Genomic DNA, 16,538 nt, shown 5'->3' on the forward strand with positions numbered 1-16,538 from the left:
CACCTCATGGCAACACCTTTAAATACTCTTTTAAGCTGGTTTGAAACCGGGGATTTTCCCACACAGGCACAATTTCAGGCTTCATGGTCTTCATTCTGGCATAAGGATGAGTCCATCCCCATGTCGCAGGTTAGCGGGCTTGCCGGGCTTTTTGAACAGACGGCAAGCGCGCAAGCCCTCAGCAGCCATCTCAATGATTCGAATGCGCACGCCGGATACCTCGCAAAACTGGACGCTTCGAACCTGACCGCCGCCCATGTCAATGCATGGAAAAACAGGCTGGGCGTAGATGAGATTCCTGCCAATACCGCTCTGGTGGATATGGGACAGAGCCAGTCGGTATACAATAAAGAACAGATCAATTCCCTTTGTATGCTGCTGGAAAACTATGTTAACAGCGACGGGAAAATTATGTCCGGAATGATTGAGGCGTTGGGTTTAACCGAGCTTATTACGGTAACACAGACTTCGCTAGCTTCTTTCATGGCTGATCATGCCAATTATACCTATGAAAAAAATGATATCATTGCCATTCCTGACGGAGCAGGAAATTATTCTTTATACATCTACAAAGGAGGCAGCAAAACCTCGGCTGATAATTATATTCCCACCGGATTAACGAATCTCACCATTGCAATGGTTCAGGGCTTACAGGCAGCTTTGGACGGCAAAATGAATAAGCCGACCGCAAGCGGAAATTATTACGCAAGGTATTTTCTCGGGCAGGTTTCATGGGCTGCCATTAATCCTGCTTCCGGTTACCTGCTGTTCTGGAACGGAAATGATTTTACAGGATCCCGCATTTATACAGACGGTACGAAATTCGGGATCGGTACAACGGCACCTGCTGAAATGCTGCATCTCAGCAATGGAAGGATCCGGAGTAAAGCAGTGGTTTTTGATGAAAATGCAGAAACCCTGCCGTATCAGATCACACACTCAAACAGGCGTTATTATGGCTCGGATTTAACCGGAGCAGCCAGAATGTTTATGTACAGGGATTACGCAGACTATAAAGCACTTTGGGAAGGCTTTACCGATGCACAGAAAAATGAAATAAAAACGATTGCAAACGGTGGCTGGACGACCAATACCATGAGTGTCGCCATTATAACCCCGCCAATTGCGGCGAAACAGGATACAGCACAGTGGTTTGTAATGAGGGGTGCCAATCTGAATCTAAATCCCGCAGGTTTTGCCGTATATCTGGTAGATGCAGGAGGTACTGAGTTTCAGGTTCCCAACAGTCAGGTGCAATTATATACCAGCGGTTTAGACCTTTCCTTCTGGTATAATTTTAAAGATCTCGCTTTGGGAATTTATAAGGTTAAGCTCTGGAACGGAGCGGCTTCTTATACAACCGGGGCGAGTGTTACCATTACTCTGGTTTCTAATGTAATCCCGATTGATTTTTCAGGGATGACGTGGGAGAAAGCGTCAACCACTCCGGCACAGGTCAACAACACCATCAATGCCTCCGGTACCACGGTAAGCCATTATCCAAATTCAGGCAATGCACCATATACTGAATTTGAAACGGTTGTATGTGCAGCCAAGTCGGGTACAATAATTTCGGATAATGAAAATTTTTATTTGAAAGCTTCTGTTACAGTAGGTTCAGGGCGTTTAACAAGCTGGGGGAATATCATCGGAGTCGGTCTGTCTTCCAATCCTCTGACTTTGGTAAACAGCAGTCAGGCATTTTCTAAAATAAAACAAAATAATGACTCCAGTTCTGTGAAATATGGCTGGGCGGATATGTCGTCATCTCTGGTATCGGGAGGAGCGAATATAGGACAATTCCAGTCCATACCCTACGAAGTGATTATTATGAGAAACCAGGGTATTTATACCATTATTGTTTCCACCGGTTCAGTATCGGCAACTTTTGTAAAAAGTGGTTCAAACGGAGCTTTGTCTTTGTTGTATTACGGATTCAGTGCGGCAGATATTGACGGGATTACGCCTCCCACGGCGTGTACATCCAGTGTAAGTTTCATTGAAGGTTATAAATTTTAATAAATAAGATCATGAATACTGAATTAATAGTAACGCCTGAAGTGCAGGCAGTATTAGACGCCATAAAAAACACCGGTAAATCATGGCATGAAATGATGCTTCCGGATCATCCGATGTATCCACAGTTTGCCCGCAAATTAGTGGTAACAGGTTTTAATACTCCGGATATGGAAGGCGAGGAAGACCGTATTTACGTCAATGTCCGCCAGTACCTGATTATAAAGGACGGCAATATCATCCATAAACGGTTAAAAATGCCAGACTGGATGATCCATGAAGGAAATGTGGAACAGGTCATGGGAAAGGACGGTTTTTTAAAAGGCATCTACAGGACAACGGATGATGACGGACAGGTTACCGACGAAAAAGAAGCCATACTAAAAGCTCCGTCTGTACAGTATATCCGCTTTCTGATCAAAACAAAAGCCGCCCATCTGGTGGATATTTTACAGCAGTTTATGGGGCTATATACAGAACTTTTTGATAAAGAAATTAACGAAATATAACAATGAAAGAATTGATAACGGAACCTGTGGTTGCCTTTCTCGGAGCCCTTCTGACAGGACTGGCAGGATTTATATTCGGAAAGAGAAAACTCAGGGCGGAGGTTGCCGGTATGAATGCTGACAACGAGGGCAAGGAAATTGAAAACGCCGATAAACTGGTTAAACTATACAAGGAAGCTTTGGATGATCTGGGTATCCGCTACGAAGCCAAATTCAGGGAATTTTCGGATTTATCGGATAAAAAAGTACTGATGCTTCAGGAGCAGATTGACTTTCAGAAACAGATCAACGAACAGCTGAGAGCGGAAAATAATCTGTTAAAGGCAGAAAATACGATACTCAAAACAAAATTAAAAGAAAATGGGATTACCATAACCTCATAAAAACAAAGAACATGGCAGATTTTAAATACAAAGAGCAGCACGCGGTCATTATAAAGACGGACAGCGAAAAAGAACAAAAAGAATTGTTCGACAAACTAAAGAAAATGGGATTTAAAAATTTAAAAGTTGTATCCGTATAAAATCTTTAGGTTCCATTGGTCAATTAATATAAAAATAGAAATCAAATGAAAATTGAAGTAAAACACACCTGCGAAAATTTTAATTCGTTCAGATCAGAAAAAGTGAAAAGTTTATTTAACGCTGAAAGCGGACACACATGGCAGCATACCGCCGAACTTCCGATTGAGGAGCAAGGGTGGCAGATCGGTCTTATTGTCGGTGCTTCAGGAAGTGGCAAAACATCAATAGGCAGTCAAATTTGGGAAAATGGGATTGTAAACCTTGCCGATGGTTGGAACCCTGACCTGCCGATCATTGAGGACATTGCGCCCGGTTCAGATATGAATACTGTAACGAGTGCATTGTCCGCCGTTGGGTTGGGTGACGTTCCGGCTTGGCTCCGCCCTTTTAAGGTTCTTAGTAACGGCGAACAGTTCCGCGCGGGGCTTGCACGTCTTATTTGTGAAGCCCCGGACAAAGTGGTGATTGATGAATTTACCTCGGTCGTGGACAGGCAGATTGCCAAAATTGGAGCCTCTGCCTTTTCCAAAGCCTGGCGGAAAACAAAGGGAAAACAAATTGTACTCTTATCATGCCATTATGATATTGTTGAATGGCTGCAACCTGATTGGGTCTATGACACCCGGACAGGTGAAGTAAAAAAAAAGCTTCAAAACGACCGCCTATTGAACTTGACATTTGGAAGGTCAACGGAAGTTACTGGAAGTTTTTTAAACCGCATTATTATTTAGATTTAAAACATCCGCCCTGTGCCGAATATTTTGTCGGAACCGTAGACGGAGAATTGGTTTGCCACGTTGCGGTTTGCCCAAATTTTCAAATAAAAGGGTACAGGGCGACCCGTTTGGTGGTCATGCCGGAATGGCAGGGAGCGGGAGTCGGAACCGCTTTTTTAAATCAGATTATGCAGTATCATCTGGAGGGTAAAGGAAGGTGTAACCGCAAATATCCGACCTATTTTCATACCTCACACCCGCAGCTTTGTGGATACCTCAGACATTCCCCAAAATGGAAACAGGTATCGGCAAAGCTTACCGGAGATAATAAGGCGAGAAGTATTAAATCATTGCAAAATACGTCTAAAGGATTTGAAAGTGGAAAAATGACAACCGGAGGATTCGGGGGACATTTCAGGGCAGTACAGGGTTTTAAATATTTAGGAAATGAAGAAATTTAAAGTTTTTATATCAGGTCAGAAATTCTTTGCCGAAGAAGTTTTCAGGCTTTGTCAAAAATTAGACATTGAAATCGTCGGGGTATGCTGCCCATTGGATGATCAGTATATCGGAAAGGCTGCCCGCCGTTGGAATATTCCCATTATTCCCTCAGGCAGTTTAAACGCTGACAATATGCCGGAGTGCGATTTGGGCATTACCGCCCATTCTTTTGACTATATCGGAAAGAAAACAAGGTATATTCCGCGTTTGGGATGGCTGGGATATCATCCCTCTTTACTCCCAAGGCATCGCGGGCGCAGCTCTATTGAATGGGCAATCAGAATGAAGGAACCAATTACCGGAGGGACGGTATTCTGGCTCAATGCAGGGATTGACAGAGGGGACATTGCTTATCAGGATTGGTGCTGGATTCCTCCGGAATACTTTTTAAGCCATCAAAAATCCGCTGCAAGACTCTGGCGCGACACATTGCTCCCCATGGGAGTGAAACTCTTTGAATCAGCCCTTAATGATATTTTAAATGGCGTGATCAAAAGGACTCCGCAGGACAAAAGGTTCAGTACATTCGAACCCGACACCAATGTCAAAGATATATATCGACCGGATCTCTTAATGATAGAATATGAAAACAGCCACCAATAAGTGGCTGTTTTTTTATATCTTCGGGTTTATATTTTTCTCGGCAGTTTCGAAAGGGGCTTTGCGCTTTTTGGAATTGTTGATTGTACACCCCGATTGTATTTTTAGGAAGATTATTCTCCCAGATAGATAAATGTATTCACCACCAGATAAGCAGATCGGTTGTCGATAGATTTCCCTCCGCCTCCGGTAGAGATGGTTGCCGTTCCTGCCACAGTGTGCATATGCGCTCCCGCAACGGCTGTATTGTTCAGCATTCCGATGCCGCCCCATGCGGTAGAGGCTCCATCCGGATGATAACCGCCGGAACTGTTGTTCACCGTGGTTCCACCCAATAAAAATCCCCCTTCTGTGGAAGAGTGGGTATGAGATCCCGCACTTTGCGCCACCCCGTTTACCGGTCCTGAAAGGGTAATATTCGGTAGGTTAGACTGTAAAATTCCGAAATGGTTTTCGCCTCCTGTAGCGCCTAAAACTTCTCCGTTGGCTCTGGATTTCAGAACCCTGTCTCTGGAATCCGGCAGATTGTCCGTAAATCCCAGACTTGCTGCTGCTGCCTGACTTACCGGCGAAAGGGCTGCAATATTTCTTCCGTCCAAAAGATACCATCCTCCGTGGTCGGTCTTTTTTACAGAAGTTTTAATATCGCCGATGTTCTTGCTGTTTAATGATTTTTCATCACCAAGCATGAGTTTCTGCCAGATCGTACCATCAAAATAATACAATCCCTGAGCATCTACTCTGTTGGTTTTTGAAGTGATTGAAGTGACCGGTGAAGTTACATATACAATAGTTCCGGCGTGTGTGCTTGAATATCTGGAATCTCCCGCTTTTAGCTGATCTCCCGTTAATCTCGGGGGCAAAATACCCTCCGCAGTGGAGCCATCGCTGTTCTTTGCGACTACGTCCAAACTCGTTATAGGATTTGCTGTATTGATCCCGATCTGCGAAAGCGCAAAATTAGATCCTACAGTAGCCATAACGACTGTAAAAATTGTTCTCATCCGTTTAATTCGTTACTAGTTAATGTTTCATGGTTTGGTGCAAAATATCGGTTACATATTTTACAACATTGGCTAGTGGCATTATTAGTTTTTAGTGTTTAGGTGAGCAGTACGGGTTTTATTTTTCCGGAAAGATTGGTAATAACTGCAGTAGTAATAGTTATCCCGTAAAACTGGCGCAAATATAATGCACTCAATAGTTTCTGCGAAAAGAAAGGTTATCCGTTTTCAGGAAAATGAAAAGAAAAAGACTAAGACTGTTGATTGTTTTCGTGAAAAACAGGAATCATATCCGACTGATTTTCAGAATAAAGCAACTTTATATAAACCGATGGAGAATAATCTGTAATCTGTTTAAAAACGGAGGCAAACTTGCTGTGAGAAGAAAATCCGCACTCTTCAGCGAGGATGCTGATCTTGTATTGGCGGTATTTTTCGTCATTAATAAGCTTATCGACGATGTAATTTATCCTCAGACGATTGATATAGGTTTTAAAATCCGAATTTTTATGGCGGTTGATGAGGTGCGAAAGATATTTCGTATTGGTGTTTAACTCTCCTGCAAGAAAGGACAGAGACATATTTTTATTCGTGAAGGACGTTCCTTTTTCAAAATCATCCAGAAGTTCAAGAAGTTTGGCTTCGGTTTCGGAAGTCATTGGAGATTCTGCTTTTTTCCTTCTATCTTCATCATCATTATTATGAATTTCTTCAATGGAAATATTAGCAAAATCCGGTTTCGAATTTTCAGAATAAAAACCTTTATCCTGAACAAATCCTTGGCGATGGTTTCTCAGTATATTCCTGATTCTCGCAAGCTGTTTTTTCTGTTTGGATCTGAAATGAAGAAATAACCCAATTAACGCAGAACACAACACAATAATGATTACGTTCTGTGCAACATGTATCGTTTCATGATGTTCTTGTACGGAAACGGGAAAGGCATTGACCAGTAGTAATACAAACCGGCAGAAACTATTAGACATACTTCAACAAATTATTATCCTTGTTATAATAATTCATCATTTTCATGGGTGTCTTTTTTGTTTTTCACAAAACTAAGAATAATTTATTTTTTAATAAAATTTAATACTTCCAATTAATTCGATAGGTAAAATGAAAATTTTTACTGTTTTTAATAAGACATCCATTTCTTTTTTAACCTGAAATCAAAAAAAATAATCAAAACATAGTTGTAACTATTTCTCCTCTGAAAAGACTTATTTATTAACATAATTATTACATTTGCAACCAATAAAAAGTATTTATGAAAAAACTATCGATATTTTCTGCCTTATTCATCGGAGCGTTTGCTCTCGCGCAGGGAATAAAATTTGAGGAATCCAACTTCACCACTGTTCTTGCCAAAGCAAAAAAAGAAAATAAACTTGTATTTATCGACGCATATACCACTTGGTGCGGACCGTGTAAACTGATGGCGAAAAATATTTTCCCGCAGAAAACCGTAGGAGATTATTACAACTCCCACTTCATCAATGCAAAAATTGATATGGAGAAAGGCGAAGGAATTGAAATTGCCAAAAAATACAATGTAAAAGCCTTCCCTACTTACCTTTTTGTAGACGGAAACGGAGAATTGGTACACAGAACTTTAGGATATGTAGAGGAAAACGACTTCATTCAGTTTGCAAAAGATGCAGGAGATCCGGGCAAAAGATTAACCGCTCTGAAACAAAAATTCGAAGACGGTGAAAAAGATCCTGAGTTTCTGAAAAACCTTGCTTCTCTTACGATGTACAACGATGCTGAATTTGCAGGAAGAGTAATGGAGCGTTATTTCAGTTCGAAAAAAGAACTGGACAGAGAAGATGTTCAGATGCTTCTTTCCGTTGCACAGAACGCAGACAGCCCGATGTACAAAATTTTTCAGGCAAAAAAGGATGAAATCTCCAAAATGATTACTCCTCAAAAGTATGAAGCCATCGACAAAAACATAAAGATTACATCTGTCCTTAAAAAGTCTTACAACGCACAGTCGAAAACGTGGGATGAAAATTATTTCCTTACAGAAGCTCAGAAATTCTTGTCTAAGGAAGAAGCAGAGAAAATTCTTAAAAAAGCACAGGCTGGAAGAGCGTTAAGAGATAAAGACATCGCGAAATATGAAAAACTGACGCTTGAACTGAACCAAGACACTTCTGCATTAAGCTCCGAAGAACTGAATTCTCTTGCATGGAATTTCTTTGAAAATGTAAGCAACAAAGCTTCTCTGGAAAAAGCAGTAGTTTGGGCGCAGGAATCGGTAAAGAAAGACGAAAACTTCGCGAATACCGATACTTTAGCCAATCTTTACAACAAAGTTGGCGACAAGAAAAACGCCAAACTATGGGCTGAAAAATCCATCGAACTGGCGAAAAAGACAGGACAGGACTCTTCCGATACCGAGAAACTGCTGAAAAGCCTGAATATACAGTAAACAATAAATTCCGCAGAAAATTCTGCGGAATTTTTGTTAATTTATCCTTTTAATAAAACTAAAAATTAACTTTCTAATGGTATTTCCTTTTTATAAGCTTCTATCATTTGATCCCTTCTTTCTTTTGGAAAGTTTTTTCTCTCGGGATACGGATTACTTTTAAATTCTTCTCGTTTCATTATATATTGCTCTCGGGTTACTGGTATTCCTTTTGAAATAGGCTTTATTTCGACCTGTTTCTTTTCGATTCCAATAGCTCTGAAAGAATGATATTTTTTATCATCACTAATTTCTAAAACTAATCCAGTTAATCCTTTAAATCTGTAAGGTCCTTCTGAAATTGGAATATCATTGGCATACCAAGCTGTGAACATTCTTTTATTAAAAATCGTTGTGGCTTTTCGACAAGGATAACCCAGGATAGTCTTAGTATCGGTGTAATCTGTTTTCCATATTAAATAAGTACTTTCAAATGTAAACAGATCACGAGATATATTTCCTGTGTAATATATTTTTTCGCCATCTCTAAATATAGAATAGGATATTTTGTATTTTGGCAAATCTGCAGCTCTGATTTCTACATTTTTTGAAGTTTGAGCAGCAACTGCTGCTTGTTCAAAAATCTTTCTTGCAGCCATATATTGTTGGCTATAATATATAGAAGCATTAGTATTAAAATCTAATATCATAATTTCCTTAGAACGATGGCTTTCGTTTATATCTGTAGTATCACGAATAAAACTATATTCATACTGGACTTCAAGTTCTGAAAAATTTTTTTCCTCTTTTTGTTGAGAAAATGAAAGTAAAAAGAAAAAAATTGATAAAATTGAAAAGTATTTACACATTAGAAAATTATTTATTAAAGATTATAACCGTATTGAGGGTTCTCAAAAGGACTACTGCATTCTTCTTCCATCTGCTGAAGATCAGTCATCCAACAATCCGGCTGATCTAACGGACCTACTGTTACATATTGGGTATAACCACAGGATGAGGTAAGGACGATCGGATTATAAAAAACCTTTGATTTGGACTCACCTTCTTTATTAGAAGTTTTAGCACTTAACATTCCGACAACTCCAAAAGATGCCAATAAAATAATTTTTTTCATTTGTTTTTAGAATTTGAAATTAATAATAATTTTTACATGAAAAGTATTTCGCGAAACTTTCTTCAAAAATAAAATCTCATTCCCTAATTATCTATTCCAAACAGAATAAAATACAATTCCGTTTGGAATAAATTTTTTCTCCCAAAAACAGTATATTTACAGTTCAATTTCCATAATTATGAATAACAATGTTGGCTTTAAAATAAAAAAACTGAGAGAACAGAAAGAAATGTCTCAGGAAGATCTTGCTTTTCAGCTTGAAGTTTCCCAAAGCTATCTCAGCAAAATTGAAAATGGAAGCATTGAAAAATTAGACTTTATTTTTATGCAGAAAGTGGCTGAATTCTTTAAAGTGGAACCTCAGTATTTTTTGGAAGGTGATACCATCATTAATAATAATGTAGAAACAAGCAATAATTCTTCTGTGGGAAATGTAGGAGATACAAATATTAATAATGTTGATTTAGATTTATTCAAAAGCGTGATGCAAAATCAGCAGCAGATCAGCCAACTTATGGAAATGCAGAATAAACTGATCGAAAAAATGTTGAAAGAAAAATAAGGAGAAGCATTCTCTACCCGAGAATACCAAAACCCAAACAAGTTCTTACTTTCTCGGAACGAGAAAATTCAGCCTGAAAGAGAAACACTCCGTCTCGCTCCGAGAAAGTGTAAACCCAAACAGTTTGGCTCCGTCTCGGATTGAGAAAACGCAAACGGAAATCAATTTATTAATTCCTTTAATTAATATTGGAGAATTACGATTAGCAAACGGTTTTATAACCGAGTCCCTTCGACAAACTCAGGGTGACCTCTCGAATACTAACCGCAAGATTAAACACTGTCAGGCTGAGCCTGTCGAAGCCTTTAATTAATAGTAAAAAGAGCTAAGTCAAAAAAAGCAATTTATTAATTTCTTTAATGAGAAGATTTTATCTACGATCAAATTAAACATCCATCCTTATTGAAAATCTTTGATTTTCCTTCGCCTTAGAGATTTGAGACGAATAAAAATCTTGCGTCCTTGCGTTTTCCAACAAGAATATTTTTATTTTAAAAAGTTTAAACAAACTCCATATAAAACAAAATCCGCAGAACAGTCTGCGGATTTTTATCGTAAAATGCTTCTTTGGCATTAATATTCAAACAAAACGCTTCCCCAGGTGAAGCCGCTTCCGAAAGCTGAAAGAAGTACCAAATCTCCTCTTTTAATTTTCCCCTGCTCAATCGCTTCACTTAAAGCAATCGGAATAGAAGCAGCCGTTGTATTTCCGTATTTCTGGATGTTGTTGAAGACCTTTTCATCCGGAAGTCCAAACTTCTGCTGAACAAACTGGGCAATTCTTAAATTCGCCTGATGCGGAATAAACATATCTACATCGTCAATTGTTTTTCCTGCTTTATCCAAAGCTTCCTGCATGGTTTCAGGGAATCTCGTTACTGCGTTTTTAAACACAAAATTTCCGTTCATGATCGGATAAACTTCTTTGTTCGTTACATTTTCAGGTTCTTTTCTCATCCTGTCGCTCCATCCGTACTTAGAACCCGGAAACTGTGTGCACAGCTCATCTGCAAATTTCCCTTCAGAGTGCATATTGAATGCTAAAATATCTCCTGCATTTTCATCTTCTGTTGCAGACAGTACAATCGCTCCTGCCCCATCTCCGAAAATAACGGAAACACCTCTTCCTTCATCCGAAAAATCGAGCCCGAAAGAATGCACTTCCGCACCCACCACCAGAATATTTTTATACGTTCCGGATTTAATGAAAGCATTTGCCACACTCGTCGCATATACAAAACCGGAACACTGGTTTCTTACATCCAAAGCGCCAATGGTATCGCAGCCAAGCATATCCTGCAGCAGAACACCGCATCCCGGGAAATAATAATCCGGAGAAAGGGTTGCAAAAACAATATAATCTATATCTTTAGCCGTTAAACCCGCATTCGCAATCGCTTTTTCAGAAGCTTTGAAACCTAAATAAGCCGTCGTTTCCTGAGAATCGTTTCTGTTTTTACGGTGTCTTCTTTCTTTTATCCCCGTCCTTTCCGTGATCCATTCGTCATTGGTGGTCATTAATTTTGCTAGATCATCATTGGTAACAACGTTATCTGGAACATAAAATCCGATTCCTTTTATTGTACTTTTAATCATATAGTTTTTTAATTTTGACAAAGATAAACTTATTTAAGACATAGTATTTCAAAATATTACTATTTTTACGGTATGCCAATTGACACGATTTACAGAGATTCCCAGTGCGAATGGGTGGATGTAGAGGCTCCCACAGCGGAAGACCTGAAATTTTTACACGAACGGTACGAAATCAATAATCTTCTTCTTGAAGATACCTTAGATCCCAATCACTTACCGAAATATGAAGAGGACGGAGAGGTAAAATTCTTTCTCCTGCGGGAAAGTACCGAGCTGGAACGTAAAAACCTCAACACGATCAGCGACATCAGTACCAAAATCGGGATTTTCATTCTGGGAAGAACCATCATCACGATTCACAGGATGAAAACGAAGAGCATCGCAGAAACCAAGAAACAGCTTTCTGCCATGAAAACCGAAACCACCTCCAAAAATATTGCGTTGAAAATCGCACTGCTCATCATGAAAAGTTTTGATGATGAATCGGTAAGTCTTCTGGAAACAATGGACAATATCGAAAACGAAATTTTCCTTAAAAATACTAACCATACGAACCAGATTAAAAGATTATACAAGCTGAAAAGAAAATCGGGGCTGAATTCAAGAGTGCTTACAATTTCCACAGATGCCATTGATAAATTTAAATTACTCGGACTTCAGGACTCCGAAGTGTATGATTTAAAAGACAAACACAAAGACGTTGTTGCGGATTTCGATCATCTTAACGCACAGATCACCAACCTTATCGGGATGTTTCTCGCCCTTTCTGACCAGAAAGCCAATCAGGTGATGAAAGTTCTGGCGATTTACTCGGTCTATTTTTTACCCATCACTTTCATTGCAGGAGTTTACGGAATGAATTTCGACAATATGCCGGAATTACATACCCAACACGGATATTTTTATACTTTGGGCTTAATGCTTTTGGTTGTGATCTGTACCTTTATCTACGCGCGAAGAAAACAATGGTAATTTTCCCGCTTTAATTATCGTGAAAATACTGTGGCTGAATATTTTAAATATCACTAATTTTAAATCGAAAAGAAGAGCCTTTAAATTTAAATACGCTAATTCTTTTACCAAAAGTTTTTTAGAATTTAACATTAGATCTCTTCTTCCGTCGGAATGACAGTGAAAAGAGGAATATTGTATTCCCCGCTTTCGCGTGAGGGATACGAAAGGTCCGACTGAAAGGAGGAGTTTCAGCGCGGCGCTTCGCGCCGCGCTGAAACCGGAACGAAGTGAAGCCTGCAGAAGCCCGACCCGAAGTGATGATGCGGGGAAACCTTATAGGTTTTTAAAACCTATAAGGTTTGGATAGGGAAAACGGAGGGACACGCCCATATAAAAAATAAAAACAACCAAAAACAAAAGCCATGAAACCTGAAATGCTGCAAAAAATTCTTGAGGAAAATGTTCTCTCAAAAGAATCCAAAGAAAAACTTTCCGCTTTGCACGACCGTATTTCGGCAAAAGAATTTTCCGATCTTCTGGATGCAGAAGGCAATCAGTATGTGGAATTTGTGCAGGAAGGAGGCGGAGTCTGGGGAAGCGCACTGGTGGGTTATCTGTACGGACTGGAAATTTTCGGGATCCGTTTTCTGAAAGTTGCCGGAACGAGTGCAGGAGCCATTAATACGATGCTGATCGCCGCGTGTAAAACTAAGGAAGAAGCCAAAAGTGAAGTGATTAAAGATATACTCTTCAACTGGAACTTCTCGGACTTTATGGATGGAAAACCGTATGTAAAAACCACCATCCATTCGATGCTGAATAATAAAAACTTTCTGAAAATCAATTCCATCATCGCAGGAATTATTATGCTGATTCTCGTGATTGCGCCTTTTGCCATTTCTTCGGAAACAACGCTGAGAGCCAAACTGCTTTTTCTGGTTCCCATCATTCCGATCATCATTGCTTATCTGTATCTGAGAAAATTATATAATGATCTGAAAAAAGCCAATTCAGGATTAAATCCCGGAAATACTTTTCTGAATCAGATGAAAGATGTTCTGGATGCTTTCGACATTAAAACAGTGGCTGCGCTGAATGACAAGTTTGTAAAAAAAGGCAGAGACCTCAACCTGAATTACCGTCATGGAAACGAAACACAATATTACAATATTGCTTTAGAAAGCATTGAGGAAATTCATCAGAACAATAAAGAACACATCGATGAAATCCGGTTTAAAATATTCTACGACGGTGTTGTTAACAACGAATATTATAAAAAAGATCCTTTTTATTCCTTAAAATCGGAATATATTGTGATTACAACGGATATTAATGCCAAAATAAAAGTGGAACTTCCCACAATGGCGAATCTGTACTGGTCGGAAGAAGAGTTGAAAAAGATCAGTCCGGCTGAATTTGTGAGAGCTTCAATGTCGGTTCCCTTCTTTTTTGAGCCTTTTCAGAAGCAGATTGATAAAAATGATGATTCCGTAAAATATGCATGGAGATTCTGGATGAATACGAAACAGGAAGACATCAATCCTGCCGGAGTTTTTATTGATGGCGGAAGTATTTCGAATTTTCCGATTGATCTTTTCCATTCTACTGATATTTTTTATCCGAGAATGCCTTTATTCGGCGTACAGTTAACGAGCGACTCCGATATTCAGTCTGAAAAAGGAAAAACCAGCGCAGAAATTTTAAAATCTCCCCTTTCTTTTGCAGGTAATATTATTGATACTTTAAAAGGTTTTAACGACAAAACTTTTCTCACCAAACATACGTTTTATCATCTTTTCAGCATTCAGACCGTGAACTGCGGAACCAGCAACTGGCTGAACTTCTTTATGAAAAGAGAAGAAAAAGAAGAATTGTTCAACCGCGGATTTTCGGCTGCCTTAGATTTCCTCAGTAATTTCGACTGGCAAAAATACAAATGCGAAAGAATGATGGTTTCCATGAAGGAGAAAAAGATCCTGAAGGAAGAGGATACGAAAACGGTGGGGTAAAAAATAAGTTTGCTTTAAAATTTTATTAACCACAAAAGTCGCAAAAGCTTAAAATAATTTTAATTTAGTTCATGAATGCAATGAAAAGCTCACAATAGCTTAAAAAGCTTCGATTTTTTTTGAGAGCTTTAAATCTTAACGCTGTTTAAAGTAAAAGTTAGAAAACTCTATAGAGTTTTATCTGTGTAGAAATCATATTCAGAAGATATTTGGCGTTCCGTAGGAACGCTATCTTTAGAAAGTTCATAGCTAATTATAGATATCAATCCTACGGATTGATTGATTGATTGATTGATTGATTGATTGATTGATTGATTGATTGATATTTCTACACAGATTCTGCTCCTAAAGGAGCGAACCCCTTTTCGCTTTAATAATCTTATCACAAACAATTTATCATTTACATTTGTGGTTAAAGTTAAAATGAGTTTAATTATTCTGTGTTATTATAAATTTTTACGAAAAAAATATGGATAAGGAAAGTATAAACTACATCATAAGATATTTCAGCAACCTAATGACTCATGATGAAAAATTAGCTTTGCAACATCAGATGTACATAGTTAAAAGCACCGATAATAAAGCAATAAAAGATATGATGAAAGAAAAAGGATGGATTAATAATGATCCTCAAATTCTTAATCTTTTGAAAAACAGTTACGAGGAATTTCAAATTAATGTTGCAAAACGTATGATGAACGAAACGCCTGAAAAAGTATTCTTCAATAACTGTCCAAAATGCGGAAAATTAGCAAGAACGCCGTACGCAAAACAATGCAGGCACTGTAAACATTCTTGGCGTGTGGAACAAACTAAGTAAACTGCGGAACCAGCAACTGGCTGAATTTCTTTATGCAAAGAGAAGAAAAGGAAGAGCTCTTCAACCACGGATTTTCTGCGGCTCTGGATTTCCTGAGTAATTTCGACTGGCAAAAATACAAATGCGAAAGAATGATGGCTATCGATGAAGGAGAAAAAGATCCTGAATGAAGAGGATACGAAAACGGTGGGGTAAGGAATTTTGAGTAATTTTGATGATAAATTTATTGAATGACAAAATACATCTGCCAATGCTGTGGTGAAGAGAAAGAAGACTGGCCTGCAATAGCTTATGCCGCACCTTATCCCTATTTCCAGTTGTCTGAAGAAGAAATCAAAAATTCTGAACTAACTTCTGATTGGTGTATTATAAATTATCCGGATGAAACCTGCTACTTTATAAGAGCCGTTCTTGTTCAGAAAGTTAATGAAGGCTGTCAGGATCTTGAATATGGAGTTTGGGTTTCATTAAGTGAGAAAAGCTTTAATGAGTATGTGGAAAATTATGACAATAAAGAATTTGAATCGGGCTATTTTGGCTGGCTTTCAAATTACCTTCCAGACTATGAATTTGAAAATTCTATTCCCACTGACGTTATCGTTGATAATAAAACAGGAAGACCTTTCGTCTATCCTCATGAAAGCCACGAACATACTTTCGTAAAAGACTTTCATGAAGGAATTTCCAAAAAGGAAGCGGAAAAAAGAATTAATTTTGTTTTAAACAGATCAATTAAATAATCATCATCAAAAAATGCCCACCAAAAAAGACCTTCGGGAAAACCTTTCCCTTCCGACATTTGAAAACAGCAGTGAGACAGAATTATTTCAGAATAATGTGCTGCGTCCTGTTTTAAAATTACAAAATGATATTTTCATCCAGATATTCAGAGACTATGCAATGAGAAAAATGTCAGATTTTACTTCTCTGAAAAACGAGCAGAAAATAAATTTCACCGAACAAAGCCTTCAAAAAGATATTGCCCTGAAAAACACCTTCATCGGAATAACAATCGGGATGCTCACTCCGGAAGAAATAACGGTGTATCTTTCGGACAGCAAATCTTTTAATAAAAGGATCATCACCATGCTTTCAGAAAGAATCAAAAGTCAGATTGATGTTGTATAAAAAGGAAAAGTCTTTTCCTGATCTTAAGAAAAAGTTTAATACAATACT

General features: G+C 38.5%; 20 protein-coding genes. 15 read left to right on the forward strand and 5 right to left on the reverse strand.

Going from position 1 to position 16,538, the window contains the following annotated elements:
* The first annotated feature begins 6 nt into the window (after positions 1-6).
* Genes DD829_RS04345 through DD829_RS04365 form a run of 7 tightly spaced genes read left to right on the forward strand, consistent with a single transcriptional unit; the run spans position 7 to position 4,869 of the window.
* Positions 7-2,019: a hypothetical protein gene (locus tag DD829_RS04345; protein WP_108408619.1), complete on the forward strand. Its 2,013-nt coding sequence runs from the start codon at positions 7-9 to the stop codon at positions 2,017-2,019.
* 11 nt (positions 2,020-2,030) lie between these two features.
* Positions 2,031-2,525 carry a hypothetical protein gene (locus tag DD829_RS04350; protein WP_108408618.1) on the forward strand — a complete coding sequence of 165 codons (495 nt, stop codon included), beginning with the start codon at positions 2,031-2,033 and terminating at the stop codon, positions 2,523-2,525.
* A 2-nt stretch (positions 2,526-2,527) separates the two neighbouring features.
* Positions 2,528-2,908 carry a hypothetical protein gene (locus DD829_RS04355; RefSeq protein ID WP_108408617.1) on the forward strand — a complete coding sequence of 127 codons (381 nt, stop codon included), beginning with the start codon at positions 2,528-2,530 and terminating at the stop codon, positions 2,906-2,908.
* 11 nt (positions 2,909-2,919) lie between these two features.
* Positions 2,920-3,048: a hypothetical protein gene (locus DD829_RS24290; RefSeq protein ID WP_262497940.1), complete on the forward strand. Its 129-nt coding sequence runs from the start codon at positions 2,920-2,922 to the stop codon at positions 3,046-3,048.
* Between the two features lie 45 nt (positions 3,049-3,093).
* Positions 3,094-3,780, forward strand: a complete 687-nt coding sequence (locus tag DD829_RS24065) for a hypothetical protein (protein ID WP_228408123.1) — start codon at positions 3,094-3,096, stop codon at positions 3,778-3,780.
* Positions 3,726-4,226, forward strand: coding sequence for a GNAT family N-acetyltransferase (locus tag DD829_RS24070; protein WP_228408125.1), 501 nt, complete (start codon positions 3,726-3,728; stop codon positions 4,224-4,226). Before DD829_RS24065 ends, DD829_RS24070 begins: the two co-directional genes overlap by 55 nt.
* Positions 4,213-4,869: a formyltransferase family protein gene (locus DD829_RS04365; protein ID WP_108409792.1), complete on the forward strand. Its 657-nt coding sequence runs from the start codon at positions 4,213-4,215 to the stop codon at positions 4,867-4,869. Before DD829_RS24070 ends, DD829_RS04365 begins: the two co-directional genes overlap by 14 nt.
* A 110-nt stretch (positions 4,870-4,979) precedes the next feature.
* Here the strand turns inward: DD829_RS04365 and DD829_RS04370 are convergent, their stop codons facing one another.
* Complete coding sequence (locus DD829_RS04370; protein WP_123906805.1) at positions 4,980-5,870, reverse strand: hypothetical protein; 891 nt, start codon at positions 5,868-5,870, stop codon at positions 4,980-4,982.
* Between the two features lie 251 nt (positions 5,871-6,121).
* Complete coding sequence (locus DD829_RS04375; protein WP_108409790.1) at positions 6,122-6,856, reverse strand: helix-turn-helix domain-containing protein; 735 nt, start codon at positions 6,854-6,856, stop codon at positions 6,122-6,124.
* A 281-nt stretch (positions 6,857-7,137) separates the two neighbouring features.
* On the opposite strand from DD829_RS04375, the gene DD829_RS04380 reads away from it, so the two are divergent.
* The gene (locus DD829_RS04380; RefSeq protein WP_108409789.1) at positions 7,138-8,307 is read left to right on the forward strand and encodes a thioredoxin family protein; all 1,170 of its coding nucleotides are present in this window, start codon (positions 7,138-7,140) and stop codon (positions 8,305-8,307) included.
* 65 nt (positions 8,308-8,372) lie between these two features.
* On the opposite strand, the gene DD829_RS04385 is transcribed toward DD829_RS04380, so the two are convergent.
* Positions 8,373-9,155: a GLPGLI family protein gene (locus tag DD829_RS04385; protein WP_116547558.1), complete on the reverse strand. Its 783-nt coding sequence runs from the start codon at positions 9,153-9,155 to the stop codon at positions 8,373-8,375.
* A 14-nt stretch (positions 9,156-9,169) separates the two neighbouring features.
* Positions 9,170-9,421 carry a hypothetical protein gene (locus DD829_RS04390; protein ID WP_108411604.1) on the reverse strand — a complete coding sequence of 84 codons (252 nt, stop codon included), beginning with the start codon at positions 9,419-9,421 and terminating at the stop codon, positions 9,170-9,172.
* 178 nt (positions 9,422-9,599) lie between these two features.
* On the opposite strand from DD829_RS04390, the gene DD829_RS04395 reads away from it, so the two are divergent.
* Complete coding sequence (locus DD829_RS04395) at positions 9,600-9,983, forward strand: helix-turn-helix domain-containing protein (protein WP_116547559.1); 384 nt, start codon at positions 9,600-9,602, stop codon at positions 9,981-9,983.
* A gap of 573 nt (positions 9,984-10,556) precedes the next feature.
* Here DD829_RS04395 and DD829_RS04405 read toward each other — a convergent pair.
* Entirely contained in the window at positions 10,557-11,579 is a 1,023-nt protein-coding gene (locus DD829_RS04405; protein ID WP_087711319.1) for a 3-oxoacyl-ACP synthase III family protein, read from the reverse strand.
* 72 nt (positions 11,580-11,651) lie between these two features.
* Here DD829_RS04405 and DD829_RS04410 point away from each other — a divergent pair, with 72 nt between their 5' ends.
* The 6 genes from DD829_RS04410 (at position 11,652) to DD829_RS04435 (ending at position 16,490) form a co-directional block, all read left to right on the forward strand.
* Positions 11,652-12,551: a CorA family divalent cation transporter gene (locus tag DD829_RS04410; RefSeq protein ID WP_108410552.1), complete on the forward strand. Its 900-nt coding sequence runs from the start codon at positions 11,652-11,654 to the stop codon at positions 12,549-12,551.
* 404 nt (positions 12,552-12,955) lie between these two features.
* A complete protein-coding gene (locus tag DD829_RS04415; protein ID WP_108410551.1) occupies positions 12,956-14,542 on the forward strand; it encodes a patatin-like phospholipase family protein in 1,587 nt (528 codons plus the stop codon).
* A 469-nt stretch (positions 14,543-15,011) separates the two neighbouring features.
* The gene (locus DD829_RS04420; RefSeq protein ID WP_108410550.1) at positions 15,012-15,362 is read left to right on the forward strand and encodes a hypothetical protein; all 351 of its coding nucleotides are present in this window, start codon (positions 15,012-15,014) and stop codon (positions 15,360-15,362) included.
* A gap of 32 nt (positions 15,363-15,394) precedes the next feature.
* Complete coding sequence (locus DD829_RS04425) at positions 15,395-15,532, forward strand: hypothetical protein (RefSeq protein WP_228408124.1); 138 nt, start codon at positions 15,395-15,397, stop codon at positions 15,530-15,532.
* A gap of 60 nt (positions 15,533-15,592) precedes the next feature.
* Positions 15,593-16,102, forward strand: coding sequence for a DUF2199 domain-containing protein (locus DD829_RS04430; protein WP_108410549.1), 510 nt, complete (start codon positions 15,593-15,595; stop codon positions 16,100-16,102).
* A 13-nt stretch (positions 16,103-16,115) separates the two neighbouring features.
* Positions 16,116-16,490, forward strand: coding sequence for a glyoxalase (locus DD829_RS04435; RefSeq protein ID WP_108410548.1), 375 nt, complete (start codon positions 16,116-16,118; stop codon positions 16,488-16,490).
* Positions 16,491-16,538: the final 48 nt, after the last annotated feature.

The sequence above is a fragment of the Chryseobacterium sp. HMWF035 genome (genome assembly GCF_003094695.1).
In the GTDB taxonomy this organism is placed as follows: Bacteria; Bacteroidota; Bacteroidia; order Flavobacteriales; family Weeksellaceae; genus Chryseobacterium; species Chryseobacterium gambrini.